The sequence below is a fragment of the Corynebacterium heidelbergense genome, from assembly GCF_028609845.1.
Classification (GTDB): Bacteria; Actinomycetota; Actinomycetes; order Mycobacteriales; family Mycobacteriaceae; genus Corynebacterium; species Corynebacterium heidelbergense.
On the sequence record NZ_CP063191.1, the window covers coordinates 2,040,647 to 2,064,397 of the forward strand.

Genomic DNA, 23,751 nt, shown 5'->3' on the forward strand with positions numbered 1-23,751 from the left:
CGGCGGGGGTCATTCGGTGTCGATGCGAACGTGTTCGGCGGCGGCGCGCACCCGGTTCAGCCACCAGGTCAGGCGGTTCGGGGAGGCCTCATATTTATTGATGACGCCCATATCCACAGCGCCGCTTTCCAGGGGCAGCGAACCGTCGCAGATCGGGCGGGCTGCAACGTCGCGGCAGAAGAGAGACCCGGTGGCCAGACCCGCCGCCGCGGAACCGATTGCGGCGGCGGCGCGCAGCCCTGCGGTCATGCCCACGGCGGTTTCCAAGGCGGAGCTGACGGTGAGGTCCACGCCGTACTCCGCGATGCCCTGCGCGATACGGCAGACCTGGTCCACCCCGCCCAGCGGGGCCACCTTCACAACAGCCACGTCGCACGCCCCTGCCCGGACCACGGCATAGGGGTCCGCGGCTTTGCGGATCAGCTCGTCGGCAGCGATGCGCACCGGAACCTGCCGCCGGGCCAGGCGGGCGCGAAGCTCCGCGAGTTCCGCCGTGGTGCCGCAGGGCTGCTCTGCGTAGTCCAGGGGCCCCTGTTCGGCCAGGGCACTCAGCGCGGTGCAGGCCTGGTCCACGCTCCACCCGGCGTTCGCGTCCACGCGGATGCGGGGGTTACTCACGCCGCGCTCCGCGTAGTGCTGCCGGACGGCAGCGACGCGCCGCAGGTCAGCGCCCAATTGTTCCGGGAAGGGCTGGCCCCCGCCGCGCTCGGCCACTTTGATTTTTACGGTTGTGCACCCCGGGTAGCGCGCCATCAGCGTGTCGATGGCCTGCGGGTCCGCCGAGACATCCACTGCCGGGATGGTGGCGTTCACTTCCACCCTGTGGCCGGGGGAAACGTGCGGCAATGGGGGGAAGGGGCCGCGGAGGTCGGGGTTGGCGTCCTGAATAAGAGTGAGGGTGGACCGCAGCCACCGGGCCGATTCCTGCGGGTCATATTCCAGGAATGGGGAGAATTCCACCCAACCGCCGGGGGTTTTGCTGAGCAGGACCTCGCGGTGGCTCAGTCCCCGGAAGGGCACCCGCAGCGGGAGGCGAACCACCCGGGCTGTGGCGGTGAGGGCTTCCAGGAGCTCGGCGAGGGGAGCTGGGGCGTGGATCACAACCGTCAACGCTACCGGCGCCCACCGGGCTGGCCCTAGACTGGCTGGCCATGAACGCATCTGAGCTGAACCCCTTCGAACCGGACCAGTGGCGCGAGGTTCCCGGTTTCCACTTCACGGACATCACCTACCACCGGCACCGTGGGGAGGGCCGGGAGGACGGGATTGTGCGCATCGCCTTCGACCGCCCAGAGGTGCGCAACGCCTTTCGGCCCCACACGGTGGACGAGCTCTACCGCGCCGTGGATCACGCGCGGCGTAGCCCGGATGTGGGAACGGTGCTGCTCACGGGCAATGGGCCCAGTCCCAAGGACGGCGGGTGGGCGTTCTGCTCCGGGGGGGATCAGCGCATTCGCGGTCGGTCCGGGTACGAGTACGCCGAGGGGAATGCGGTGGACGTTCCCGCCGCCGAGGGCGGACGGCTGCACATCCTGGAGGTGCAGCGGCTCATCCGGACCATGCCGAAGGTCGTCATTGCCGTGGTCAACGGATGGGCGGCGGGTGGGGGGCACTCCCTGCACGTGGTGTGCGACCTGACCATTGCATCCCGGCAGCACGGCAAGTTCAAGCAAACGGACGCGGACGTGGGCTCCTTCGACGCGGGTTATGGGTCCGCTTACCTGGCCAAACAGGTGGGGCAGAAGTTCGCCCGGGAGATTTTCTTCCTGGGCCGCAGCTACGACGCGGAAACGATGCAGCGGATGGGGGCTGTCAACTGTGTTGCGGATCACCCCGAGCTGGAGCGCACGGCGGTGCAGTGGGCCCGGGAGATCAACGGCAAGTCGCCGACGGCACAACGCATGCTGAAGTTCGCGTTCAACCTCACCGACGATGGCCTCATGGGGCAGCAGGTCTTCGCGGGCGAGGCCACCCGCTTGGCCTACATGACGGACGAGGCCGTAGAGGGGCGGGATGCCTTCCTGCAGAAACGGCCCCCCAACTGGTCAGAGTTCCCGTACTACTACTAGTGGGTCTGGGGGCTGGGCACTGGGGGCCGGGGGTTGCGGCCCATGTGTAGGTTTCCCCTCATAGTACATATTGGTTGGTTCTATCAGATCGTCGTAAATATAAATGCTTGACTTTCTCCACTATTTTTCCGTACACTCGTTTACATCGTTAGGGAGGGCCTTCTTCTAGAGCACGCCAACTCGCGCAACACCACCAGCAGCGGCCTTCCCCCACAACAGCACCAACGCCCCAAGGAAGCGCCAGCATCATGAGCAACCTCATTTCCTCCCTGGTCCGCAAGATCAGCAGCACCATGCCCACCCTTGGTACCACCCACCGCGCGCCCGCCCCCGGCACCTCCGCGACCAACAAGGACGCGGGCCTGACCCCCACCCAGATCACCGCCTACCTGGACAGCCAGCAGGATCTGGCCACCCCTGGCCTCAACGCCCTGGACCGCCGCAGCCCCTCCTACCTGGACATCATCTCCTACCTCGTAGACATGGGGCGCACCCCGGCCCGCTCGCTGGACATTCAGGAGGCCTTCGTGGCCATCCACGACCGCCTCCCCGGCCCCGGGGAACTGGGCCTCATCACCCGCCGGGTCAGCGATTTTGGATTGCTCGCCTAACCCGTACCCTAGGCCCGGTGAGCAGTACCCCAGCAACCGATCCCGGCCCCGCTATCCCCCTGGCCGCCCATCACCTGGATCCCGCAGATACCCCCCACATCCAGCGCCTCCTTGAATCACTTTTTGCAGGTCGGGCCTCTTTTGTCCCCCTGGCTCCCGGATCCTCCCCCCACCCCTCCCTGCGGGTCGGCGAACCGGTAACCCCCGGCACCCTCGTGGCCTGCACCTCCGGTTCCACGGGCACCCCCAAGGGCGCCCTCCTCACCGCGGCAAACCTCCGCGCCTCCGCCGCCGCCACCGAAGCCTTTATGGCCCGGGCCTTCGCCGCCCACCCCGGCGCGTGGTTGTTGACCGTGCCCGCACACCACATCGCCGGCCTCCAGGTGTGCCTGCGCAGCCTCCACGCCGGATACTCCCCGGTCGCGGCGCGGCACCTTGGCACCGGGGAATCTTTCAGCGCGCCCGGTTTTGCCGCGGACACCCGCCGACTTATGCAGACCTTCCCCGGCGTGGACCTCTACACCTCCATCGTGCCCACGCAGTTGAACCGCCTGGCCGCCAGCCCGGGGGGCATTGCCGCGCTTGCGCAATACGCCGGTGTGCTGGTGGGGGGCGCGGCTGCGGAGCCTGGCGTCGTTGAAAAACTGCGCAACGAAGGGGCCCACCTGGCCCTGACCTACGGCTCCAGCGAGACAGCCGGCGGGGTGATCTACAACGGCCACCCCCTCCCCGGCGTGACAGCCGACATCGATACCCCAGACAACCAGGGCACCGGCCGCATCATCTTGTCCGGGCCGATGGTCTCCGCTGGCTATCGCAACGGACCGCAGGCGGCCTTCCCCCAGCCCGGCGTTTTCCGAACCAGCGATCTGGGGCGCCTCGACACACAGGGGAGCCTGCACGTGCTCGGGCGCATGGATGCCGTGATCAACACCGGCGGGATGAAGGTGCTGCCGGAGGATGTGGAACGCGCACTCACTGCGCTGCCGGGGATTGCGGAGGCCTGCGCGGTGGGCATCCCGGATCCCGAATTCGGCCAGGCCGTTGCGGCGGGCGTTGTTCTGCAGCCGGACGCCACCTACCCCAGCGCCAGTCTTACCGCCGCAGTCCGGCAAGCCCTCGCCGCCGCAGGGGTGCCAGCCTATGTTCGGCCCCGCTGCCTCCGAAGTCTCCCCCGCCTCCCCGTCACCGGCCCGGGCAAAGTCGACCGGCAGGCGGTGGGCCGTCTACTACGGGACGCGCAACGGTAAGCCCCTGAGGCGCGGGCCGATAAGGTGAAGGCACTCAACCGATGTGCCGGCCCGGAAAGGACGCTCCCCCACCCGTGAACACCACCCACACCTCAACGACAACCCCCGCGCAGTGGCTGGAAGGTTCCCGCCCCCACACGTGGGCCAATGCCGTGGCCCCGGTCCTCGCGGGAACCGCCGCCGCTATTTTCACCGGGCACGGCGATGCGGTGCGGGCAGTGCTCGCGGCCACCGTGGCGCTCGCCTTCATCATCGGGGTGAATTACGCCAACGACTATTCAGACGGCATCCGCGGCACCGATGACGATCGTTCCGGCCCGCTTCGGCTGACTGGCTCTGGCTTGGTGCCCCCCGCCGCTGTTAAGCGGGCCGCTTTCCTCAGCTTCGGCGTGGGGGCTGTGGCCGGCGCCGCGCTGAGCCTGCTGAGCGCTTGGTGGCTCATCCCCGTCGGCGCAGCCTGCATTGCCGCTGCCTGGTTCTACACCGGGGGCAAGAACCCCTATGGCTACCGGGGCCTGGGGGAAGTGGCGGTGTTCGTCTTCTTCGGCCTCGTGGCCGTGCTGGGCACCGAGTTCACCCAAAGCGGGGCGGTCAGCGGCCGCGGGGTACTGTTCGCCATCGCGGTGGGGGCCATGTCCAGCAGCGTGAACCTGGTGAACAACCTGAGGGATATCCCAACGGACTCCGCCGCCGGGAAGATCACCCTCGCGGTTCGCTTGGGGGACGCCCGCACCCGCACTCTGTGGGTGGTCCTCAACGCTGCGGCCATGGTAGCCACCGCGTTTGCCGCGCTGAGCGCCCCCGCTGTGCTGCTGGCGCTGGTGGCAGCTCCGATACTCTACTGTGCGTCCCGCCCGGTGCGCAGCGGGGCAACCGGTAAGCACCTCGTCCCCGTGCTGGGGCTGACCGGGCGGGGGATGCTGCTGTGGTCCGTCCTCGCCTTCCTCGCCGCGCTCATCACCACGATGGCCCGCTAGGTATCCAGGCGCTCCTGCAACTGCTGGCGGATCGTTTCCTTGTGCGCGCGGCGATTGGCGTCCCACTGCGCCATCTGCTCGGTGACCCGCAGCCGCAGCTTGCGGAACAACAACATAGACAACGGCAACGCCAGGATCAGGGCCAACATGGCGCTGATCAGCAACGGGAAGTAGTTGGCCATCCCCGCCAGGATGACGATCGAATGGATGACGACCGTCAACGCGATGAACAGCAGCAGGCGCAGCAGCCCGTAGAGGGCGATGTCGCGCCACGCCTTGCCCGAAAGCTTCGGGGTGTTCGGCAGGGACGCGGGTTCTGCGGCCAGGGGAGTGTCGGATTTCTCGGTCACAACACCCACCCTACTTTCGCGCCCCAGCCGGACAATGATCAGTCGGCCCCATGTGCGACAATGAGGCCACATCGACACCCGCCGGCGCAGGGAGGAACACTCGTGGCTCGCCTTGTTCTACTCGTCCTCATTGTGGCGACAGTCATCCTCTTGTGGAAAGCCTTCGGACCCAAGACCTGGGCGAACCGCAACACTCAGCCCCGCCAGACGATGCCGCCGCGGGGGCCGGACGACGATGAAGAGTTCCTGTGGAACCTCAAGAAGGAGCGTTTCAAGCAGCGCCGGGAGGCCGAGCGGCGCCAGCAGGAGGAGACCGGGCAGGAACGGGCCGGGTCGGGGGAGGCTGGGCAGAAGCGGACGGGTACGGACGAGACTGGCGCAGCGGGGCCCACCCCTGGGACCGAGGACCCGCGGCCGACGGACGGCATTGAAGGTCACGAGCGTCCAGATGAGGGCACCGATGGTTCCCTTGGGCCGTCGGGTCCGTCTGGGCCGTCGCGCTAGGTCAGGGGGAGGCGGGGGCTGCGCCCGGTGCGGAAGTGATCGATGGTGAGGAACACGTCATCCCACTGCCGGTAAATTTCCGCTCGGCGAAGCACGCCGGGATCATCGGGGTCCACATCTGGATCCGCCATCTCCGGCGCGATCTCCTGCACCATGGCGAACACCTGGGCTGGCAATTCCGGGTCAATGCGATGCAGATGGGCGTAGTCGATCGCCGGATCGCCGACCGTCACATCCGAAAAATCGATGGCCCCCAACCCCAGCCGGGGATCCCACCGCAGATGCACCGGGGCTACCTCCCCGTGCGTCAGGCAGCGGTAGCGGCCGGACGCCGCCAGCAGGGAATCCATCTTTTCCAGAGCGCGACGGGCCGCTTCGAGCTCAGCCGGTTCCAGATTGGGCTCTAGGTAACGCTGGACTCGGGACTTCATCAGCGCGTGCTTGCCCGGCAGGGTGCGCTCGGTCTCGTTGAGCTCCGATTGCCCGGGGCCCCACCAGCTTTCCAGCCGGTTTACCGGGGGTAGTTGGGGGTTCAGGGTATGCATCGCCGCCAGGAGGCCGCCGAGCTGCGCTATCGCGCGCTGCCGCTGGTGCTCGGCGAGGGTTCTCCACAACTGACTGTCCAACTGTTTGCCCGGGATTTCCGATAACAGGGTAATTCGGATGCGCTGCGGGCCCCCGGCTGTGCCCGGCACATGCGCCTGGCGCAGCGTCTCCGGCAGGCGCATCGCATCCTCCGGGTTGGGGAGCTCGGCGAGTCGGCGCCCCAGGGCCCCCACCACCCCGGTCTCCAGCGCTGCGTGCTTGCGATAGGCATTCGTGTAGGCTGCCCGGGCCACCAGGGAGTCCGGCAGCATGCCCTGAAACTCGAACTCGGTGGACTGCACGCCCTCCAAAATGACCACGGCGTGATCCATGCCTTGGATCGGCACGCGCACGCTTTCCCACATGAGATCCCGCCAGGTCAGGCTGACGAGATCAGGTAGCGTTTCCACAGTCAGGTCGTCGATGCTCAGCATGACGGCGGCTCCTCATCTCTGGGCGGAAGTGCGCGCAGGTAGGCACCATAGGGGCTGGAGCCCAAGGAATCGGCCGCGCCGAGCAGGGTGCCTTCGTCGATCCACCCCATTCGCCAGGCCACCTCCTCCGGGCACGACACCTTCAGCCCCTGCCGTTTTTCGATGGCCCGCACGAAATCGCTCGCCGCGTTGAGGTCGTCCACCGTTCCGGTGTCCAGCCACGCCGTACCGCGCGGCAAAACCTCCACGTGCAAACGCCCTTCCCCCATATACCTGCGGTTGATGTCGGTAATTTCCAGCTCGCCCCTGGCCGACGGGGTGATGGACTGGGCGACTTCCACCACATCGCAGGAGTAGAAATACAGGCCCGGCACAGCATAAGGGGATTTTGGCTGCTTCGGTTTCTCCTCGATACTTACGGCCCGCCCCTCTGCAGTGAATTGGACCACGCCGTAAGCGCTTGGGTCGGCCACTCGGTAACCGAAAATCACCCCGCCATCGGGGTCATTGAACCGGCGTAATTGCGTGCCCAGACCGGACCCGTAGAAGATGTTATCGCCCAGGACCAGGGCGACGGATTCGTTAGCAATAAAGTCGGCCCCAATGATGAAGGCTTCGGCGAGGCCGCGGGGTTCGTCTTGCTCCGCGTAGGAAATGTCTACCCCAAAACGGCTGCCATCACCCAAGAGTGTGCGGAAGGCGGGAGCGTCCTGGGGTGTGGTGATCACGAGGATGTCCCGGATCCCGGCCAGCATGAGTGTGGACAAGGGGTAGTAGATCATGGGCTTGTCATAAACCGGCACTAGCTGCTTGGAGACGGAGAACGTGATAGGCCACAGCCTGCTGCCGGTCCCCCCGGCAAGGATGATGCCCCTCATCGGCCCACGCCACCTTCCGGCTCCCCCTCATAGGCGTCCGCATGGGCCAGAGCATCCTCCCATTCGCTGCGTAATTGCTGCTCCCAACCGCGGCATTCCCGCCACTGAGGCAAGCGCTGGGTCACTTCTGCGAGCAAAGGTGCGTTGACGTCTTTGTCGGAGCGGACCGCGTCGGCGGCATCCACCCCCCATTCGATCCCCAAGGCGGCATCGAAGGCATTGATCTCGAATTCTCGCCGGGGGTTGTACGCCTCATTGACCAGATAGGTGACGGTCGCGGTGTCTGAGATAGCCGTGAACCCGTGCCCCACGCCGACCGGTACAAAGACCGCGCGAACGGTAGCGGCGGACAATGGAATGGAAATGTGCTTGCCGTAGGTGGGCGAACCTCGACGAACGTCCACTAAGACGTCGTTGACTTCCCCGGCCACGCAGGTAACGAATTTGGCTTGACCCGGGGGAACCTCGGCCAGGTGTATTCCCCGCACGACCGCCCGCTTGGAATGGGAAATGTTGGCCTGCGCTATCTCGAATGGATACCCCAGTTTCTCGGCGCATTCATCGGCCCGAAACCACTCGGCGAAGCTACCGCGCTCGTCGCCGTGTATGCGCGGGCTAAAGACCCAAGCGCCGGCGATGGGGAGCTCGGTAATCCCTCCCGCACGGCGCAGTTCGGGCAGTTCTAGCTGCTGGCCACCATTAGTCATGCTCAACACTCTAGCTAGGTGAACCTCGCGGCTGCCGGGAGCGCCTTGCACGGCCGGGTGGGCAGGCTGACCGTGGGACGGTCGGGCGGTTTTCGGATAGGCATATCCTCTTGGCCGTAAATCCTGATAAGTTCTCCCCCAATGGAAACTACGGTATCAGCAGCGGAAACCCGCTCCACGCGCATCCCTGACCAACGTCGTATTCTGGGTGCCACACTAGTTGGCAGCACTATTGAATGGTACGACTTCTTCATCTATGCCCAGGCTGCCGGGCTCATTTTTGCGGACCAGTTCTTCAAGCCCCTTGGACGCGATGGCACTCTGGCGCAAATCGTTTCTTGGGCCACACTGGGCATCAGCTTCCTATTTCGACCTCTGGGGGCGGCCATCGCGGGCCATTTGGGCGACCGCTATGGGCGCAAGATGGTACTGGCGGGCACCCTCATCCTCATGGGCCTGGCCACCGCGCTGATCGGCGTTCTCCCGACCTACGCCACCATTGGGGCTGCGGCGCCCGTCCTGCTCATTCTGCTGCGCATTCTGCAAGGCTTCTCCGCCGGGGGCGAATGGGGCGGAGCCGCCCTGCTTGCCGTGGAGCACGCGCCAGCGCGCCGCCGCGGGGTCTTCGGCGCATACCCCCAGATCGGAGTTCCCCTGGGACTCGCTGTGGCAACCACAGTCCTGCTGGCGCTCAGCGCCATCTTCGGACAATCTGCCTACCAGGATTGGGGATGGCGCATTCCATTCCTACTGAGCTTCGTTCTGGTGGCGGTGGGACTGGTGGTCCGATCCCGGGTAGCCGAATCTCCGGTCTTTGAGGAAATCCGGCACCGGGCCAGCGAATCCAGCGCACCACTGGGTGTCTTGCTCAAGGGCCACAGCCCCGTAGTGTTGCGAGCCGCGTTGATCTTCGCCGGTAACAACGCCGCAGGTTATATGCTGATCGCCTTCATGGGTTCCTATGCCGCCAAGACGCTGAAGCTGCCGCAAACGCAGGTGTACGCGGCCGTGGCAATCGGCGCTGTCATCTGGACGGCGGTGACCCTTTGGTCCGGTTACCTGTCGGATCGCTTCGGCCGGATTAATACGTTCCTCGTGGGTTACGGCCTGCTCTTCGTCACTGCCTGGCCCGCCTGGATCCTCATCGATAAGGCGGATATCACCCTCTTCGCCTTCGCCCTGGCAATCCTGACCCTCGGGCTTGGTCTCAGCTACGGCCCCCAGCCTGCGCTTTACGCCGAGATGTTCCCCCGCCGAATCCGCTACTCCGGCCTGTCCGTGAGCTACGCCCTGGGTTCCATCCTCGGTGGCGCCTTCGCCCCGATGATTGCCCAGCTGCTGCTGAACAAGACCCACGGCACCTGGTCCATCGCGATCTACCTCATGGTCATGTCCGCAGTCTCGGCTGCCGCCCTTCTCGCCACGCCGCGCAGCATAGAGCGCTCCGCCCTCTAGCCCCCTCTCCGCCCCCTTTCCCTTCTCTCCCCCTTCCCTTTCTCTCCCCCCTCTCTTCGGCCCGACCCACCGGGCACGGGCCACCCCCTTTCACAGGCTCATGCCCCGCCCTGTGCCAACACCTTCTCGTGGTGCCGATAACCTGCCTCGGCGGCGCGCCGCGCCTCTCGCCACCATTGCTCGTGTTCGCGGTACCACCGAATAGTCTCGGCGAGCCCCGCCGCGAAATCATTGTATCGGGGTACCCACCCAAGCTCGCGGACACTGGATGGGTCGATTGCGTAGCGGCGGTCGTGGCCCGACCGATCGGTGACGTGAACAAAGTCCCTGGGGTCCTTGCCGAACGCTTCAAGCAGGTCCCCAACGACCTGACGGTTGCTGCGCTCGCCGTCGGCGCCGATGAGGTACGTCCTCCCCGCCGCTCCCCTTTCCAGAATGGCCCACACCGCATCGTTGTGGTCATCCACGTGGATCCAATCCCGGACGTTATGGCCAGCCCCATACAGGCGCGGCTTCTCCCCGTCGATAAGCCCGGTGATCTGCCGGGGAATGAATTTCTCCGGGTGCTGCCGGGGGCCGTAATTGTTGGAGCAGTTGGAAATCGTCGCGCTCAATCCCAGGGAGCGCACGAATGCCCGCACGAAGTGGTCGGCCGAAGCTTTGGAAGCGGAATACGGGGAGGAGGGTCGATAGGGGGTGTCTGGGGTGAATCGTTGGGGGTCGTCTAGAGCCAAGTCCCCAAAAACTTCATCGGTGGAGATGTGATGCAGGTGCACCCCGTGGGCCACTGCGGCCCGAGCGACGTTGACAGTGCCCTCCACATTGCTCCGCGCGAAAATTGCTGGGTCCCGCAGGGAGTTGTCGTTGTGACTTTCGGCGGCGAAGTGGACGATGCCCACCGGACCATCCGCGCGCTCCACCTCCGCGGCGACGATATCGTCGACGGCGTGGCTGTCGGCAACATCTGCGCGAGTGAAACCGACCCGTCGCCCATACACCTCGGCCAGCGGGGCGCCGTTATCTGCGCAGAGGTTTGCGGGATTGGACGCGTAGGTCATGGCGTCCACAATATGAATCCGCAGGTCAGGACGCTGCCGCAGGGACCGATGCACGAAATTGGAACCGATAAACCCCGCCCCTCCAGTGACGATGAGGGTCGAAAAGCTGCGGGGGTCGCTGTGGGTGCGCCCCGGGGCCGGGGTGGCGGGCGTGTCGGTCATGTGGTCCAGGCTAGCGGGCGGGGAATCGACGACGACAGCCGGAGCTCGCAGCCCGGTAACCCGGTCCAGGCCAGAGCGCGCAGCCTGGTGGCCTAATTCAGGCCGGCGTAGGAGTGCAGGCCAGAGACCACCATGTTGATAAAGAAGAGATTGAAGACCATCGTGGCAAAGGCCAGGACGTTGATCCATGCAGATCTCGACCCGCGCCATCCCGGCGTAGCCCGGGCGTGGAGATAGGCGGCATAGAGGATCCAGGTAATGAAGGACACGGTCTCTTTCGGGTCCCACCCCCAGAACCGGCTCCAAGCGGCCTCCGCCCAGATCGCGCCGAACACCACTCCCAGTCCGAAGATGGGCAGGGCCCACACGGCTGAGCGGTAGGCCAGGGCGTCCAGCTTGGCGGCGTCTGGCAGGGGCCCGGCGATCACGCCCAGCAGCCCCTTTTCCTGTCCCCGTGGCTGCGCCTTGCGGACGAGGTACATGATCGAAGCCATCCCGGAAACCAGGCCGATACTAGCGCCGATGGAGACCGTGGACACGTGGACGACGAACCAGTGGGACTGCAGGGCGGGCACCACCGGCGCCGTCTGTGCGTAGAGTTTCGCGCCGCCGTAGAACAGCAGCGCCACGATCGGTGTGAGAATCCACGGCCACATCACCCGCATGGCCTTGCGGCGCAGCACGATGGTGGACACGATCATGGCGAACAAGCTGACCACGGAGACGTACTCAAAGAGATTGCCCCAGGGGAAGCGCTGGGCTGACACGCCGCGCAGGATGAGGTGTGCAGCGTGGACGGCGATGGCCAGGAGCACGAGGGCTTGCGTTACGCCACCGAGGCGGTCGGCGCGACCGATCTTTCTTAGGATCGCATCCGCCTGTAGCCGGGCGGGAAGGGCGCTCTCCTCCGTCGGGCTGGCAAGTGCGGAAACGGTGTCGGCTGCCGGTGGCTCCGTGTTCGTTTCATTGTGGACGCCACCCCCACCACTTCCCACCAGAACCTTCTCCGGGGCGCCGAGACGAGCCTCGGCTGAAGCGGCCGGGGTTTGCGCACCCAGCAGTGCCGCGCGTTCGCGCCGAGCTTCGGTGGCGGTGCGGACCATGCCGTAGTACACCAGCGAGACCGCCAGGGCCAGCAGGTAGAGCACAACGGCCGTCTTGAACGCGACGTCCGAGAACTGCGCCAGATCCTGATCGATAATCATATGTTTGGTCTTCCTGTAAGCCGGGACGCTTTTCGCAATTTGCCCGCGCGCGCCCTGCGGACTTGTTTACCTTAGGCCCAATGTAGAACTGTTGTGCGGCGCAACTCAATACTGCGGGCTAGGCAACGCAGCGGAAGGCGGGCTTCGATGGTGGCAACCAGGCGCAATGTGCGGACGCTGGGAGCGGTGATCGCCGCAGCTTTGTTGGGGCTTGGCGGCGCAGCCGCGTGCGGGACATCGCCGGAGAGAGGCGATGGCGCCGACAGCGCCGGCTCGGCCTCCGAGGAGGATCGACGTCCCCCGGAGCAGCGCTTCCAGTGGTCCGCTAAGGCACCGGATCCCCACGGAGTTGAGGTTTATGCTCCCCCGGCCGGGGAAGGCCGCGGGCAAGTTTTGTCTACAGCTACGCGCACCTACGACCCGGGCTCGACCCAGGCTCGCGAATCCCGGCCAGAGAACATCATCTTTCAGATCACGGACTTGGGCGGAATACATCCGGTAGCTTTTTCCACCTCTGATGGTCCGACGGGTTTCGACGGCCTCGTGCCCGTTGGGTACACCCAGTCGGCGGCGGGGGCTGCCCTGGCAGCGCAGGCTTATATGACGGCCCCCACGGGGCAGGGATATGGGGACCTGGTGGAGAAGGTTGTCGAGGATGCGACGGATGCGGACCGCCGCAGCGCGCGGCAACACAGTGATCGCATGGCGGGCGACGCGGAGATGAAGGAGCGTTCCGTCGCCGGCTACTACCCCGCCTCGGAAGGCGCTCGCGTCGCTCTCGTCGCCGCAGATCGAGCCGAGGTGATGATCTACGAGCGGGGGCAGAAAGCGGACGGGTCGGTCGGGTTCTTCGGCCGGCCAATGTCTCTGCACTGGGCAGAGGGTAGATGGAAAATCTCCAGCTTCCACACGTTCCCGCGGATGTGGGAGGGCGACCAGCTGCCACCGGAGGCGTGGCAGTGGTTCGGCCATGATAACTAACTCCTTTTGGAATGGAGCAGCGCTCAAGCAGCGAATTTTCTAGACCGACTGACGAACAGCCCCAAAGAACCGACATCAGATCCGCGCGGTCTAGTCCCGCTCGCCGAGTGCCTCGTCCAGGCCGTCGCCGAACTTCTCGTTCCAGTCCATATTCCCACTGTCGAGGTCCTCGTCAAGGTCTTCCTCGCCAAGCCCCAGGATGCGCTCGGCACGGCGGTTGAACTCGGCACCCCATCCAGCGGAATCCGTGCGGGACAAACCGGCGATCTCCACTCTCGTGCCACCGGAGTCCTCGATGGGGATCAACCGGACCCAGAATCGGCGCCGTTTGATGCGGAGGGATCCGACCAGGCCAACGAGCATGAGCAGTGCGGACGCCAGCACCCAGCGCACCGAGGGGTCATGCGAGATCTGCAAGTTTGCAAATTCCTTGGCGCCGTCAAAGCTGATTTGCGTTCCATCGTCTAGCCGAACCGATTGCCCCTGGCGCAGATTGACGCGGTCCAGTTTCTGCATCGCGCCACTGTGCAACTGCTGAGGGTCCAAGCTGAAGATGTTTTGGCTCCGACCCGCGTCTAGCCCCGTGTCACCCCGATAAATATCGATCGCCACCGCAGGGTCCCGCAATGCCGGGTAATTGGACATGAGCAGCGCATTATTCTTCCCCGAGAACTCTGCGGATGGGGCAAACAATCCTTGCAGCGAAATTTGGTGCTGACGGCGGTCTAGCAGGTCCTTGTACAGGCCAGCCGGCGGATCCCAGCGCACCGCACCGGAGGACAGGAAATTCACGGGGTCGTCCGGGCGGAACTGGATTGTTTCGGTTCGCTTTTCCCCGTTGGGCCAGGTGATGGTGAACGTCGGGGCGTACCCGTGCCCTTGCAGATACACCCTGTCACCGTTCAGGCGCAGGGGATGGTTGACCCGCAACTGCGTTTTGGGCCAGTCCCGCGTGTCCTGGTACACCGTATCCCCGGTGGCGTAATCGATATTGGAGCTGAACTTCGTGGCCTGGCCGTTGGGAAGGTAGTCGGCCGTGAAATCCTTGACATTCACGCAGTACGGGTTGAGGCCCGTGCCATCGAACAAGGGGCCGTTGCGGAAGGAATCGAAGTTGGAGACCGCCGAATTGCAAAACTGCGATTGCTGGGTCCCCGCCACCACGATGACCTGGCCCTCGTAGTAGACCATCCGCCCTGCGGCGACAGCTATCATCAGCCCGACGAGGGCAAGGTGGAAGATCAGGTTGGCGAACTCGCGGAGATACCCCTTCTCGGCGGACATGGACCACTGGTTCCCCCGGTCCTCCGCCGGCTCGTATTCACCTTTCTGCCACCCTTTGAACTCCTTGCGCAGGCGCTCCTTGACCACCTCCGGAGAGGCCTCTACATCCCCCACGGCGTAGCTCGGCATGCGGGACAACACCTTGGGAGCCCTGGGCGGGGTGGAGCGTAAAGCCTTGTAGTGATCCCAGGAGCGCGGCAGAATGCACCCGACGAGGGAAACGAACAGCAGAATGTAGATCGCGGCGAACCAGGGCGAGCTGAACACGTCGAACAACCCGATACGGTCGAAAATCTCCGCCGTCTTACCGTTGGCCTTGATGTAGTCCAGCACCTTGGACTCGTTGAGGGAGCGCTGCGGCAGTAGGGCTCCGGGGATGGCGGCAATGGAAAGGAGAAACAGGAGAACGAGGGCGGTCTTCATCCTGGTTAACCATTGCCACCCTTTGCGGGGCAGGCTTGCGATGGTTTTTAACACGTACTGCCTTTCCGGAGGAGATCCGTAAGTCCTGCGGCTACACACTGTTGGTTGCGGGCGGGCCCTGCGGCGTCCCCGGTTGTCCGCCCGGCCACTAGACCGGCAAGGTGGTGTCGGAGACGAAGACGGCCCGTAGCCATTCGACCATCATCGCCCACTGACCGGTGACCAGCAAGATGCCCACGATCACCAGAGAGGCACCACCGATCATCTGAATGAGTCGCGAATGCCGCCGCAGCCACCCCACACCAGCCAAAATCTTGGACGATCCCAGTGCTGCCAAGATGAACGGCGCCCCCAACCCCAGACAGTAGGCGACGATCAGGGCGACCCCCCGCAACGCCGTCATCCCCTGCGTTCCCGCAGACACCGACACAATCGCCGCAAGCGTCGGGCCTAAGCATGGGGTCCACCCCAGCGCGAACACGGCCCCCAGCAGCGGGGCACCGGCGATGGTGGTCCACCTTTTCGGCGCCATCCGCCGCTCCGCCTGCAGCGGGCGGATAAACCCCATGAACACCACCCCCATGAGAATGGTCACTACCCCGCCGATGCGCATGAGCAGCTGCTGGTTGAGTGTTAGCACACTGAGTAGCCCAAAAACGGTCCCGGACGCGAGAACGAACACAACGGTGAACCCCACTACGAACAGAAGGGCGGCGGTGACAACCCGTCCGCGCCGGGCCGTGACCTTGGCCCCCTCCCCCGTGAACTGCGTTTCCGCGCCAACCACCCCGGCAAGGTAGGAAATGTACCCGGGTACCAGGGGAATCACGCAGGGGGATGCGAAGGAGACTAGACCGGCAACGGCAGCGGCCAGCAGACCCAGGAGCAGCGGCCCGCTAGTCACCGTGTTGGCGAAGTGTTCCCCCCAGGACTGAGCAAGGGTGATGGTGGCGTGCGGCACTATTGCGGCCCCTGCTCCTTGGTCAGCGGCTCCACGACCTTCCACAATTGATCCTCAGTGACTTCCTGCAGAAAGATGTGGGCCGGGCGGTGCTGTTTGTCCAACACGATGGTGGTGGGGATAACGGATGCGGGCACGCCACCTAGCGCCAGTGCGGATTTAAATGGCGGGTCGTAGATGGAGGGATAGGTAATACCGTTGTCCCGAACGAAGTCTGCCGCTTTATCCTTGGACGGATCTTTGACATTGATCCCGAGAACGGTGCCTCGCTTCTGGGTGGTGAGTTTTTCGTGCACCCCTTGCAGGTCATCCGATTCGCTCCGGCACGGCCCGCACCACTGACCCCAGGAGTTAAGGACAACTATCTGCCCTTGGTAGTCATCCAGGCTGATTTGCTTATCCCCAACGAGCGCCTGTCCCTTAATGTCACCTACCGGTTTTCTTTCGTTTTCCGGGTAAGAGATGCTGGTTTGGCCCCCGGGCGATACGAACTTGAAGGTTCCCCCTTGTCGTACCGCGTCTTTCCCCGCGGTGTTGTTGTCGCCGCATGCTGTGGCCCCGCCCAGGACCATCGTGGCGGCGGCAAGACCGGCAAGGAATGTCCGAACCCTCCTCTTGTGGCCAATACCGCCGACAGGAGAGACGCTGTGGGCGCTATCGGGGGGCGTATGGGTATCTCCGGTATTGGGGCGGCGGGTCGAGAGCGGCGTGGTGCGGTGGGTGGGGTTCATATTGTTCATCAGATGTGTTGTGCGGGTTCGGCGTAGTGCACGTCAGCGAGGTCATTACCGTCGAAGATGAGGGAGGTTATGGACGCCAATTCACAGCGGCGTGCCGCGGGGTTATGCGCAAGCGGTTGGCCTTTCGCATGGCGCTGAACCATGACTATCGGTAGTTGGTGGCTGACCAGTACAGCCTCACGGCCTCGAGCTACTTCGCGCGCGCTGTCAATGGCGTCCAACATCCGGGACAGGATGTCGGTGTAGGGCTCCCCCCAACTGGGCTGGGAGGGATCGCGCAGCAACGGCCAGAGCCTTGGGTTCCACAGAGCGGATCGAACCCCCTTAATGTGGCGGCCCTCCAGCAGGTTTCCGGCCTCCAGCAGGCGCTTATCGGTCTTGACCTCAAGGCCCAGCTTGGCGGCGAAGGGGCGGGCGGTTTCCTGAGCTCGCTGCAACGGGGAGGAGGCCAGGTAGGTAACCCTGTGATCCGCGAGGTCCGCAGCGGCAGCGTGGGCCATGTTCCGTCCTCGTTCGGAGATCCGGTAACCGGGGAGGCGCCCGTAGAGGATCTTCTCGGGGTTGTGCACTTCCCCGTGGCGGACGAGGTGGACGATTGTGGTCATGGTTGATCAGTGTAGCGCCGGGGCCCCTAAACTCGGTGCGGTGGAGGTGAAGGCTTGTTGCCCGCGGCCGCGATATGGCGTCTTACGTCCCCCGCCTCAGCGCAGTGCCACCGTCGGCCCGTCCGACGGTGCAGGACGCGAACAAGAGTCCACTCCCGCAGCCAGCGAGCAGAACGCCGCCGGTCGATGCGGCCGATACCCCTCGGGCATACCCCCCTGCCGCACAACGTCCCGATACGCCGGAACGCTCGGGGTCTCCCGCCGGGTCAGCGACGGGTCCTCTTTAACGTCAACCCGCCACAAACCGAACCGCGGGCTGTAATCGCCCCACTCGTAGTTATCTACCAATGACCAGTGGTTATACCCGATTACGGGGATGCCATCAGCCTTAGCACGCTGCAACCAGTAAGCAACATCCTGCAGGTAGTCCTCTGGAGCGTACCCATCTGCACGGGGCGCCCCGTTGTCGGTGGGCACGCCGTTCTCCACGATGTACAACGGCTTACCCGGAAAGAGCTGTTGATATTGCCGCAGGGCGTAGTAGATCCCGTCGGCTTCCGGCGTCACCTTGGCGAAGTCCCCGAATGCCGCGTACGTCGCGGAGAGGTTTCCCAGCGACACGTTGTAGTAGTAGTCGATGCCCACATAGTCCAAGAAAGGTTCCAGGCGCTTTTGGAAAATCTGGTACTGCCCGGGTGTCACAGTGGGCATGAAGGCGAAGTTCGTCGTGACCTGAGCTCCCGGGTTAGCCGCGTGAGCCGCCCGGTACCCAATCTCGTGCAGCTCTGCCATGGTGTTTAGGTATCGGGGCAGATCCCCAATCTGGGCGAGCCCAATCTCCACGTCGTGGTTGAAAAACACGAAGGGCTCGTTCAAAGTCACCCACATCGTGCCGCTGCCTGCACCACCCCAACGCTTCGTGATGAATTCAGAAAAGCGGGTAAATTCCGCGCGAGCCAAGTCGCCGCTGATCCCTCCCCCGTCCACGACCCATCCCGGATAGACGTAGTGCAGCATGGTGATCATGGGGATCATGCCATGGCTACGAATCTCCGCCATGACATCGTCGTAGTAGGCGACTTCCGCAGGATCGAAATAGCCCGGCCGGGGCTCCAGACGGGCCCAGTCCACGCTCAACCGGAAAGTGTTGATCCCCAGGGAGGCGGCATTAGCTATGTCCTCTTTGTACCTATGCCGAAAGTCAACGGCATTGCGCACGCCGTCGAAGTGCTTTGTGGTTCCCGGCAAACCGCCCGGTTCCTCGCGGTCCCCCGCCGCATAGCGTGACCAGTTGCTGTCGGCATTGCTGCCCTCCACTTGAAACGCGCTCGTCGCCACACCCCAGTGGAACCCGTCCTCACGCACGGCCGAGGCGGCTTGTCCGGTGCCACGGGCGGTCGTGGCATCCCCAGCAAGTGCCACGCCCCCGCCGCCCACGGTGAAAGTCACCGCAACCGCCGAAGCAGCCAGAAAACTATTCGCACGCTGCGCAAAAGCGCGGCCAGGAGCCACGATTCTCATGGCTCCAATATAACTACCCCCACCCTTCCCGCCCTACACCGGGGTTAGCAAAAGGTGTACTACGGGGGCCCGCTGGGTGAACCTCCGGTAAAGCCCGCTACTTCAGATCGATGACCTTCGTCCCGTCATCCTCCTTCTCCTCCTGCGTATCCCCGGTCATCGCCTTCACCGTCTTGATCGCCGTCCCCACCAGGGAGCCCCCACCCCACAGCTCTGCGGTATCACCATGCACCCGAACAGCAACGTTGTTCGGGTTCTCCGGCCCGCCCTCCATGAACATGCCGGAAGCTCGGGACCATAGCTGCTCCACCAGTGCGTTATCCTCGACGATTTCCGCAGTGCCCGCGAAGGAAACCCACGCCTTCTTCGAGGCATAAGCGATATTGACGTGGGGATTCTGTCGCACATCCCGAGTAAAGGAATTGTCCTTCGTGGTGAGGAACACCACGTCCCCGCTGTCCTCTGCCCGCTGGGTGGAAAACGGGCGGCTGATCAAGCGGCCCTCGTGTTCGGAATCGTGAGTGGTAACCATTGCCACCCCGACGTCCTCAATGATCTTGTTCAGCTCGTCAATCTGGTCGGCCTGATCTGATGTCTGCGCATCCTGTGACATAGCGCCCAGCTTAGACACAATCGGCCCAGGCCCCCCCTCTGACCCAGCCGACCTATTCCCACCCCTTCTTAGGCCCCCGGCCCCTGCGCCTGTTTGGCCGCTTTAGCACCCGCCCGTGCAGCGACTTCGATGCGCTCGAAATCGGCGTCCGTCAGCGCGGTAGACACAAACCACGTTTCAAACACGCTCGGCGGGGCAAAGACTCCGTTATCCAGCATTGCGTGGAAAAACGCGGGGAAACGGAAAGTATCCGCGGCCTGCATATCCGCGAAGTTGGCGCCCTCCCCCTCGGCAAAGCGAACGGACAGCATATTGCCCGCCCGCTGGATGTGATGAACCACCGACTCCTCGGACAGCGCAGAAGAAAGGATATCCGCCAGCTTGTCGGCATTGTTGTCCAGCGCCCGGTAGGTGGCGTCGTCCGCCAATTTTAAGGACGCCAACCCCGCAGCCACGGCCACCGGATTCCCCGACAACGTCCCCGCCTGATACACCGGCCCGACTGGAGCCAAGTGGTCCATGATCTCCGCACGCCCCCCAAAAGCCGCAGCCGGCAACCCGCCGGAGACCACCTTGCCGAAAGTCGTCAGATCCCCCGCAACCCCATCGAGCCCATACCATCCCTGCCGGGACACCCGGAAACCCGTCATCACCTCGTCGATGATGAGTAAAGCGCCGTGGGCGTGGGCGACCTCCTTGAGCTCGGCATTGAAACCGTGCGGGTTCACCGCGCCCATGTTGCCTGCGGCTCCCTCCACGATGATCGCGGCGATCTCATCCCCACACCGCTCAAAGGCTTCCCGTACCGCCGCGATATCGCGATAGGGCACCACAATCGTGTCCTTCGCCGCCGCCTGGGTGATCCCCGGGGAATCGGGCAGGCCCAAAGTGGCCACACCGGATCCCGCCGCGACCAGTAGCGAGTCGACGTGGCCGTGGTAACAACCCTCGAACTTCAGGATCTTGTCCCGGCCAGTGAACCCCCGAGCCAGGCGCACAGCGGACATCGTGGCCTCCGTACCGGAATTCACCAGCCGCGCCTTTTCGATGCTGGTGCGCTCCCGAATGACCTTAACGAGCTCCACCTCCCGCTCCGTGGGGGCACCGTAGGACAGGCCCCGGCTCGCGGCCTCCTGCACGGCCTCCACGATCTGGGGATGGGCATGCCCGTGGATCATCGGCCCCCAGGAGCAGAACAGGTCCACGTAGGAGTTCCCGTCCTCGTCGATGAGCTGGGACCCCTTCGCGCGGGTGATGAACGGCGGCGTGCCGCCCACAGACCCGAACGCCCGGACGGGGGAATTCACGCCCCCGGGGATCAATTCCTCCGCATGGGCCATCGCCCGCCGGGAGCGGTCGTGGGAAAGCCCCCTCGTAGTTGCGCCTGGGGCGGCGGGGGAGGAGGCGGACGAGGACAAGGGACGGTCAGCGGATTGCGAGGACATGCTCCACACTCTAGGCGCGAATGATGGGCACGGGTCCGGCGGGTGCCAGGCCCGGGGCCGGGGTCCGGCCGAGGTCTGGCGCAGAACCTACGGTCGACCGGACGGCTGCATCTCCTTCAGGCGCCGCTTTTCCCGGTCCTGGCGCAAGCGCTGCCACCAGCCCTCCCACGTATGGGTGTGCCGCATCCGCCGATCCACGTAGTGCGGGGAAATGATGCGGGCACTGCGCCGCTCGATGAGCGCGGAACTAGCCAGCATCGCCGCCGTGGCCAGCAACGGATTGAGCACTCCCGAAACCGCTCCAAGCAGGGCAATCGCATTGTAGGCCCAGGACAACCAGATGTTCCAGTCCACCGTGTTTCGCACATGGCGGACGAGGTTGACGACCTCTGGAATACTGCTGACGTCCCGGCGGATCATCACGACGTCCGCATCTACCCGGTCCACGCCGTCCGGGCTGGCCAATCCCCGTTGACCCGAGCGGCCCAAATCCCCCATCAAAATGCCTACATCGGCTACCCGCAGGGCAGGCAAAATATCGGCGTCGCCCACCATCGCCACGCGCGAACCTTGGGCGTGAACACCCCGCACCGTAGCTTCCTTGCGGTTGGGTGCGATGCCCGCCAACACTGTGGAGATTCCCAAGGAGTCGGCGATCCGGCGGGCCACGGGGTACGGGTCCCGGGACATCATGTGGGTCTCAATCCCCATGTCCTCCAGAGCATCTACAGCATCCGAAGCGTCCGCCTTGAAGCTGTCCGTCAGGGTGATCACGCCACGGTCCATCCCTTGCCAGCTCACCACCACCGGGCTGCCACCAGACAGGGCAGCGTCTGCGAGGCGGTGGTCCCTCAGCTCCCCCATATCTCGCGGTCGCCACACGCTCGCGCGCACTTTCCGGGGAGCGCTGGCACTGGCGGGCTGGGCTGCGCCGGAGGGCCCGGTTCCGCCAGAGCGTTGGGGACGGCCGACGACGGCCCCGGGCAACTGGACCTGGCCGGAGAATGTTCCATCCGCACTAATGCTGGCATTGGAAACCGGCAACACCGCGGGCAGGCCACCGGCCCCGTCCTCTCCGGCATTGCCCGCGGCATCCCGAGCCTCCCGGTCCGCCCGCACAATCGCGGCGGACACGGTGTGCTTGGAGTCCATGCACAGCGCAGCCGCCACGCGCAGGACCAAGTCGCAATCCTCCCCGGCCGCCGGGGTCACACTCGTCACCTTCATGGGTCCGTTGGTCAGGGTGCCCACCCGGTTGAAGATGATGGATTCCACCTCCGCCAAGCGGTGGATCGTCGCCGTGTCCCGCAACAGCACCCCCTGCGCCGCGGCCCGGCCCACCCCTAACCGCAACGCCAGCGGCGCAGAAACCGCCAAAGCCACGGGAGCCACTGCGACGAGGATGGACAGGGTCGTCGCCACCGCTGCCGTAAGCGATCCAGCGACGAGCCACCAAATGCCAAAGTTGCTTAAGCCCAACACCACTGCCCACGGAACCAGCAGGCTGGCCGACCGGTTAGCCAGGTGCATCACGTGATTCTCGTCCCGGGCTGCGGAATGCACCCACCGATACATGGAAGCCAGGCGCGTGCGCGAACCCGTGGCTCGCACCCGCACCTTGAGAGCATCCCCGTGATTCGTGGCCCCGGCGAAGATTGGCTCCCCCACCGTCAGTAGCACGGTGCGATTAACCCCACCCACGGGGCCCAAATCCACCTCTGACTTACCGCTGATGACCTCCCCATCGCTGGGGCACACGGCCCCCGGTTCCACGATGATATCGTCGCCCTGCCGGATCTCGGTGGTCGAGACCTCCTTGCGCACCGGCGTCGACTTCCGGCCGCGGCGAACCACGGTGATCATGTGGGCGGCTGGGGGCTGCAAGATACTCAATGCGGACTTACTGCGCAGGAAAGTACGCCGGGAGAGCAACCGGCCAAAGAGCAGGAGGATAGTTACCCCGCAGGCCACGTCCAAAAAGATGGCCTCTGCGTGGGGGCGATACAACCACCCCCGAGCCAGCCACACCTGCACGCTGCGCCACGTGGGATCCCCGGCACGGGTGCTGAGCAGGGACAGCACCGAAAAGCCGTAGGCCGCCATGATCGCGATACTGCTGGCACCGTCCAGCGCGGATTGCCCCCGCCTAGCCCCGCCAATCATGGCCCGGTGGAAGGGGGCTGCGCAGAAGAAGACGACCGGCGTGGCCAGCGCCAGGCACACCCACTGCCAGTAGTCGAACTGCCAACCGCTGTTCAACTGCAGCACGAGGACCGGGGTCCCCAGCAGGACCGCGAGGAGCAACTTCGTGGGGGTGATGAGCTCCCGCGCAGTGTGCAAGCCCTCGGTGCCTTCAAAGGGGGAGGGGCGATGGGATCCCAGCAGCAGTGGGGTGCTGCCGCGCTTGCGCCGCTCAGCTTCGATCGCGGCCCGCTTGTGGGCGTCCGAGTGGCGGCGCATCCGACGGCGGGGGTCCGGCAGGTCCAGCCGAGCCGATCGCCGGCGCAACGAGGACGGGGTGAGATACCCGGTGACCCCAAAGCGTTCGAGGTGCTGCCGGATCGCGTCCGGGCCAATGTGGTCCTGCGCGGAGATCCACACTGTGCTCGTGGAGTACACAACGACCGCCTCGATGCCCTCCACGATGTTGAGATCCCGTTCCAGGGCGGACGCGGTGACGGCATTGTCCAGGCCGTCGATGCGGAACGCGAAAGAGGTCAGCCCCCGCCCGCTGCGTTCTGCAAGACGGCGGGAGGAAGCGGTGCGGTCGGTGTCTGAGAGCCGGACGCCAGCCCGGCGCGCTGCCTCTCGAGCCTCCGCGATGGCCCGTTCCGCGCGCCGGACCGGGGCGTCCACAATGGGAACGCCGGACGATTCCGCTGCGGAGCGCGAGGGCTCCCCGGTGGGTTGAGAATGGGTGGCCACGATGGATA

22 protein-coding genes are annotated in these 23,751 nt (G+C 64.9%); 7 read left to right on the top strand and 15 right to left on the bottom strand.

Going from position 1 to position 23,751, the window contains the following annotated elements:
• Positions 1 to 9: 9 nt before the first annotated feature.
• Positions 10 to 1,101: an o-succinylbenzoate synthase gene (locus tag CHEID_RS09065; RefSeq protein ID WP_273661106.1), complete on the bottom strand. Its 1,092-nt coding sequence runs from the start codon at positions 1,099 to 1,101 to the stop codon at positions 10 to 12.
• A 50-nt stretch (positions 1,102 to 1,151) separates the two neighbouring features.
• Here CHEID_RS09065 and CHEID_RS09070 point away from each other — a divergent pair, with 50 nt between their 5' ends.
• The 4 genes from CHEID_RS09070 (at position 1,152) to CHEID_RS09085 (ending at position 4,907) form a co-directional block, all read left to right on the top strand.
• A complete protein-coding gene (locus CHEID_RS09070) occupies positions 1,152 to 2,069 on the top strand; it encodes a 1,4-dihydroxy-2-naphthoyl-CoA synthase (RefSeq protein WP_112768794.1) in 918 nt (305 codons plus the stop codon).
• A 248-nt stretch (positions 2,070 to 2,317) separates the two neighbouring features.
• Positions 2,318 to 2,680, top strand: coding sequence for a hypothetical protein (locus CHEID_RS09075; protein ID WP_273661107.1), 363 nt, complete (start codon positions 2,318 to 2,320; stop codon positions 2,678 to 2,680).
• Between the two features lie 17 nt (positions 2,681 to 2,697).
• A complete protein-coding gene (locus tag CHEID_RS09080; RefSeq protein ID WP_273661108.1) occupies positions 2,698 to 3,930 on the top strand; it encodes an AMP-binding protein in 1,233 nt (410 codons plus the stop codon).
• A 41-nt stretch (positions 3,931 to 3,971) separates the two neighbouring features.
• Positions 3,972 to 4,907 (top strand): 1,4-dihydroxy-2-naphthoate polyprenyltransferase, encoded by a 936-nt coding sequence (locus tag CHEID_RS09085; RefSeq protein ID WP_112770231.1) that lies wholly within the window; start codon positions 3,972 to 3,974, stop codon positions 4,905 to 4,907.
• Here CHEID_RS09085 and CHEID_RS09090 read toward each other — a convergent pair.
• Positions 4,904 to 5,257, bottom strand: coding sequence for a DUF4229 domain-containing protein (locus CHEID_RS09090; protein ID WP_238599417.1), 354 nt, complete (start codon positions 5,255 to 5,257; stop codon positions 4,904 to 4,906). The two genes, CHEID_RS09085 and CHEID_RS09090, sit on opposite strands and share 4 nt — an antisense overlap.
• Before the next feature lie 102 nt (positions 5,258 to 5,359).
• Between CHEID_RS09090 and CHEID_RS09095 the strand changes: the two genes are divergently transcribed.
• On the top strand, positions 5,360 to 5,761 hold the full coding sequence (locus tag CHEID_RS09095) for a hypothetical protein (protein WP_181645971.1): 402 nt from the start codon (positions 5,360 to 5,362) through the stop codon (positions 5,759 to 5,761).
• Here CHEID_RS09095 and CHEID_RS09100 read toward each other — a convergent pair.
• From CHEID_RS09100 to CHEID_RS09110, 3 genes are read right to left on the bottom strand one after another with little or no spacing between them, the layout of a single operon-like run.
• Complete coding sequence (locus tag CHEID_RS09100) at positions 5,758 to 6,780, bottom strand: aminoglycoside phosphotransferase family protein (RefSeq protein ID WP_112770233.1); 1,023 nt, start codon at positions 6,778 to 6,780, stop codon at positions 5,758 to 5,760. The two genes, CHEID_RS09095 and CHEID_RS09100, sit on opposite strands and share 4 nt — an antisense overlap.
• Positions 6,774 to 7,658, bottom strand: coding sequence for a glucose-1-phosphate thymidylyltransferase RfbA (gene rfbA / locus CHEID_RS09105; RefSeq protein WP_112770234.1), 885 nt, complete (start codon positions 7,656 to 7,658; stop codon positions 6,774 to 6,776). The genes CHEID_RS09100 and rfbA overlap by 7 nt, the downstream gene beginning before the upstream one ends.
• The gene (locus tag CHEID_RS09110) at positions 7,655 to 8,365 is read right to left on the bottom strand and encodes a dTDP-4-dehydrorhamnose 3,5-epimerase family protein (RefSeq protein ID WP_112770235.1); all 711 of its coding nucleotides are present in this window, start codon (positions 8,363 to 8,365) and stop codon (positions 7,655 to 7,657) included. Before CHEID_RS09110 ends, rfbA begins: the two co-directional genes overlap by 4 nt.
• A 141-nt stretch (positions 8,366 to 8,506) precedes the next feature.
• Between CHEID_RS09110 and CHEID_RS09115 the strand changes: the two genes are divergently transcribed.
• Entirely contained in the window at positions 8,507 to 9,820 is a 1,314-nt protein-coding gene (locus CHEID_RS09115; protein WP_112770236.1) for an MFS transporter, read from the top strand.
• A 98-nt stretch (positions 9,821 to 9,918) separates the two neighbouring features.
• Here CHEID_RS09115 and rfbB read toward each other — a convergent pair whose 3' ends face one another.
• A complete protein-coding gene (gene rfbB, locus CHEID_RS09120) occupies positions 9,919 to 11,040 on the bottom strand; it encodes a dTDP-glucose 4,6-dehydratase (RefSeq protein ID WP_273661109.1) in 1,122 nt (373 codons plus the stop codon).
• 92 nt (positions 11,041 to 11,132) lie between these two features.
• Positions 11,133 to 12,245: a c-type cytochrome biogenesis protein CcsB gene (ccsB, locus tag CHEID_RS09125; RefSeq protein WP_112770123.1), complete on the bottom strand. Its 1,113-nt coding sequence runs from the start codon at positions 12,243 to 12,245 to the stop codon at positions 11,133 to 11,135.
• Positions 12,246 to 12,392: 147 nt separating this feature from the next.
• On the opposite strand from ccsB, the gene CHEID_RS09130 reads away from it, so the two are divergent.
• Positions 12,393 to 13,226: a DUF8175 domain-containg protein gene (locus CHEID_RS09130; protein WP_112770124.1), complete on the top strand. Its 834-nt coding sequence runs from the start codon at positions 12,393 to 12,395 to the stop codon at positions 13,224 to 13,226.
• A 90-nt stretch (positions 13,227 to 13,316) separates the two neighbouring features.
• Here CHEID_RS09130 and CHEID_RS09135 read toward each other — a convergent pair whose 3' ends face one another.
• From CHEID_RS09135 to CHEID_RS09170, 8 genes are all read right to left on the bottom strand, one after another.
• A complete protein-coding gene (locus tag CHEID_RS09135) occupies positions 13,317 to 14,933 on the bottom strand; it encodes a cytochrome c biogenesis protein ResB (RefSeq protein ID WP_181645958.1) in 1,617 nt (538 codons plus the stop codon).
• Positions 14,934 to 15,081: 148 nt separating this feature from the next.
• Positions 15,082 to 15,894: a cytochrome c biogenesis CcdA family protein gene (locus CHEID_RS09140; protein ID WP_238599399.1), complete on the bottom strand. Its 813-nt coding sequence runs from the start codon at positions 15,892 to 15,894 to the stop codon at positions 15,082 to 15,084.
• Entirely contained in the window at positions 15,894 to 16,466 is a 573-nt protein-coding gene (locus CHEID_RS09145; RefSeq protein ID WP_181645959.1) for a TlpA family protein disulfide reductase, read from the bottom strand. The genes CHEID_RS09140 and CHEID_RS09145 overlap by 1 nt, the downstream gene beginning before the upstream one ends.
• A gap of 167 nt (positions 16,467 to 16,633) precedes the next feature.
• On the bottom strand, positions 16,634 to 17,239 hold the full coding sequence (locus tag CHEID_RS09150; RefSeq protein WP_112770127.1) for a histidine phosphatase family protein: 606 nt from the start codon (positions 17,237 to 17,239) through the stop codon (positions 16,634 to 16,636).
• A gap of 96 nt (positions 17,240 to 17,335) precedes the next feature.
• Positions 17,336 to 18,760 carry a family 1 glycosylhydrolase gene (locus CHEID_RS09155; RefSeq protein ID WP_112770128.1) on the bottom strand — a complete coding sequence of 475 codons (1,425 nt, stop codon included), beginning with the start codon at positions 18,758 to 18,760 and terminating at the stop codon, positions 17,336 to 17,338.
• A 97-nt stretch (positions 18,761 to 18,857) separates the two neighbouring features.
• Positions 18,858 to 19,373, bottom strand: a complete 516-nt coding sequence (locus CHEID_RS09160) for a pyridoxamine 5'-phosphate oxidase family protein (protein ID WP_112770237.1) — start codon at positions 19,371 to 19,373, stop codon at positions 18,858 to 18,860.
• A gap of 68 nt (positions 19,374 to 19,441) precedes the next feature.
• Entirely contained in the window at positions 19,442 to 20,818 is a 1,377-nt protein-coding gene (gene hemL / locus CHEID_RS09165) for a glutamate-1-semialdehyde 2,1-aminomutase (protein WP_112770238.1), read from the bottom strand.
• A gap of 87 nt (positions 20,819 to 20,905) precedes the next feature.
• Positions 20,906 to 23,743, bottom strand: a complete 2,838-nt coding sequence (locus CHEID_RS09170) for a heavy metal translocating P-type ATPase (RefSeq protein WP_238599419.1) — start codon at positions 23,741 to 23,743, stop codon at positions 20,906 to 20,908.
• Positions 23,744 to 23,751 lie beyond the last annotated feature (8 nt).

What these genes read in the sequence shown, in the direction of transcription:
- CHEID_RS09070 (WP_112768794.1), top strand. Translation starts at nt 1,152, where the DNA reads ATGAACGCATCTGAGCTGAACCCCTTCGAACCGGACCAGTGGCGCGAG.
- CHEID_RS09075 (WP_273661107.1), top strand. Translation starts at nt 2,318, where the DNA reads ATGAGCAACCTCATTTCCTCCCTGGTCCGCAAGATCAGCAGCACCATG.
- CHEID_RS09085 (WP_112770231.1), top strand. Translation starts at nt 3,972, where the DNA reads ATGTGCCGGCCCGGAAAGGACGCTCCCCCACCCGTGAACACCACCCAC.
- CHEID_RS09100 (WP_112770233.1), bottom strand. Translation starts at nt 6,780, where the DNA reads ATGCTGAGCATCGACGACCTGACTGTGGAAACGCTACCTGATCTCGTC.
- rfbA (WP_112770234.1), bottom strand. Translation starts at nt 7,658, where the DNA reads ATGAGGGGCATCATCCTTGCCGGGGGGACCGGCAGCAGGCTGTGGCCT.
- CHEID_RS09110 (WP_112770235.1), bottom strand. Translation starts at nt 8,365, where the DNA reads ATGACTAATGGTGGCCAGCAGCTAGAACTGCCCGAACTGCGCCGTGCG.
- CHEID_RS09115 (WP_112770236.1), top strand. Translation starts at nt 8,507, where the DNA reads ATGGAAACTACGGTATCAGCAGCGGAAACCCGCTCCACGCGCATCCCT.
- rfbB (WP_273661109.1), bottom strand. Translation starts at nt 11,040, where the DNA reads ATGACCGACACGCCCGCCACCCCGGCCCCGGGGCGCACCCACAGCGAC.
- ccsB (WP_112770123.1), bottom strand. Translation starts at nt 12,245, where the DNA reads ATGATTATCGATCAGGATCTGGCGCAGTTCTCGGACGTCGCGTTCAAG.
- CHEID_RS09130 (WP_112770124.1), top strand. Translation starts at nt 12,393, where the DNA reads ATGGTGGCAACCAGGCGCAATGTGCGGACGCTGGGAGCGGTGATCGCC.
- CHEID_RS09135 (WP_181645958.1), bottom strand. Translation starts at nt 14,933, where the DNA reads ATGAAGACCGCCCTCGTTCTCCTGTTTCTCCTTTCCATTGCCGCCATC.
- CHEID_RS09145 (WP_181645959.1), bottom strand. Translation starts at nt 16,466, where the DNA reads ATGGTCCTGGGCGGGGCCACAGCATGCGGCGACAACAACACCGCGGGG.
- CHEID_RS09150 (WP_112770127.1), bottom strand. Translation starts at nt 17,239, where the DNA reads ATGACCACAATCGTCCACCTCGTCCGCCACGGGGAAGTGCACAACCCC.
- CHEID_RS09155 (WP_112770128.1), bottom strand. Translation starts at nt 18,760, where the DNA reads ATGAGAATCGTGGCTCCTGGCCGCGCTTTTGCGCAGCGTGCGAATAGT.
- CHEID_RS09160 (WP_112770237.1), bottom strand. Translation starts at nt 19,373, where the DNA reads ATGTCACAGGATGCGCAGACATCAGATCAGGCCGACCAGATTGACGAG.
- hemL (WP_112770238.1), bottom strand. Translation starts at nt 20,818, where the DNA reads ATGTCCTCGCAATCCGCTGACCGTCCCTTGTCCTCGTCCGCCTCCTCC.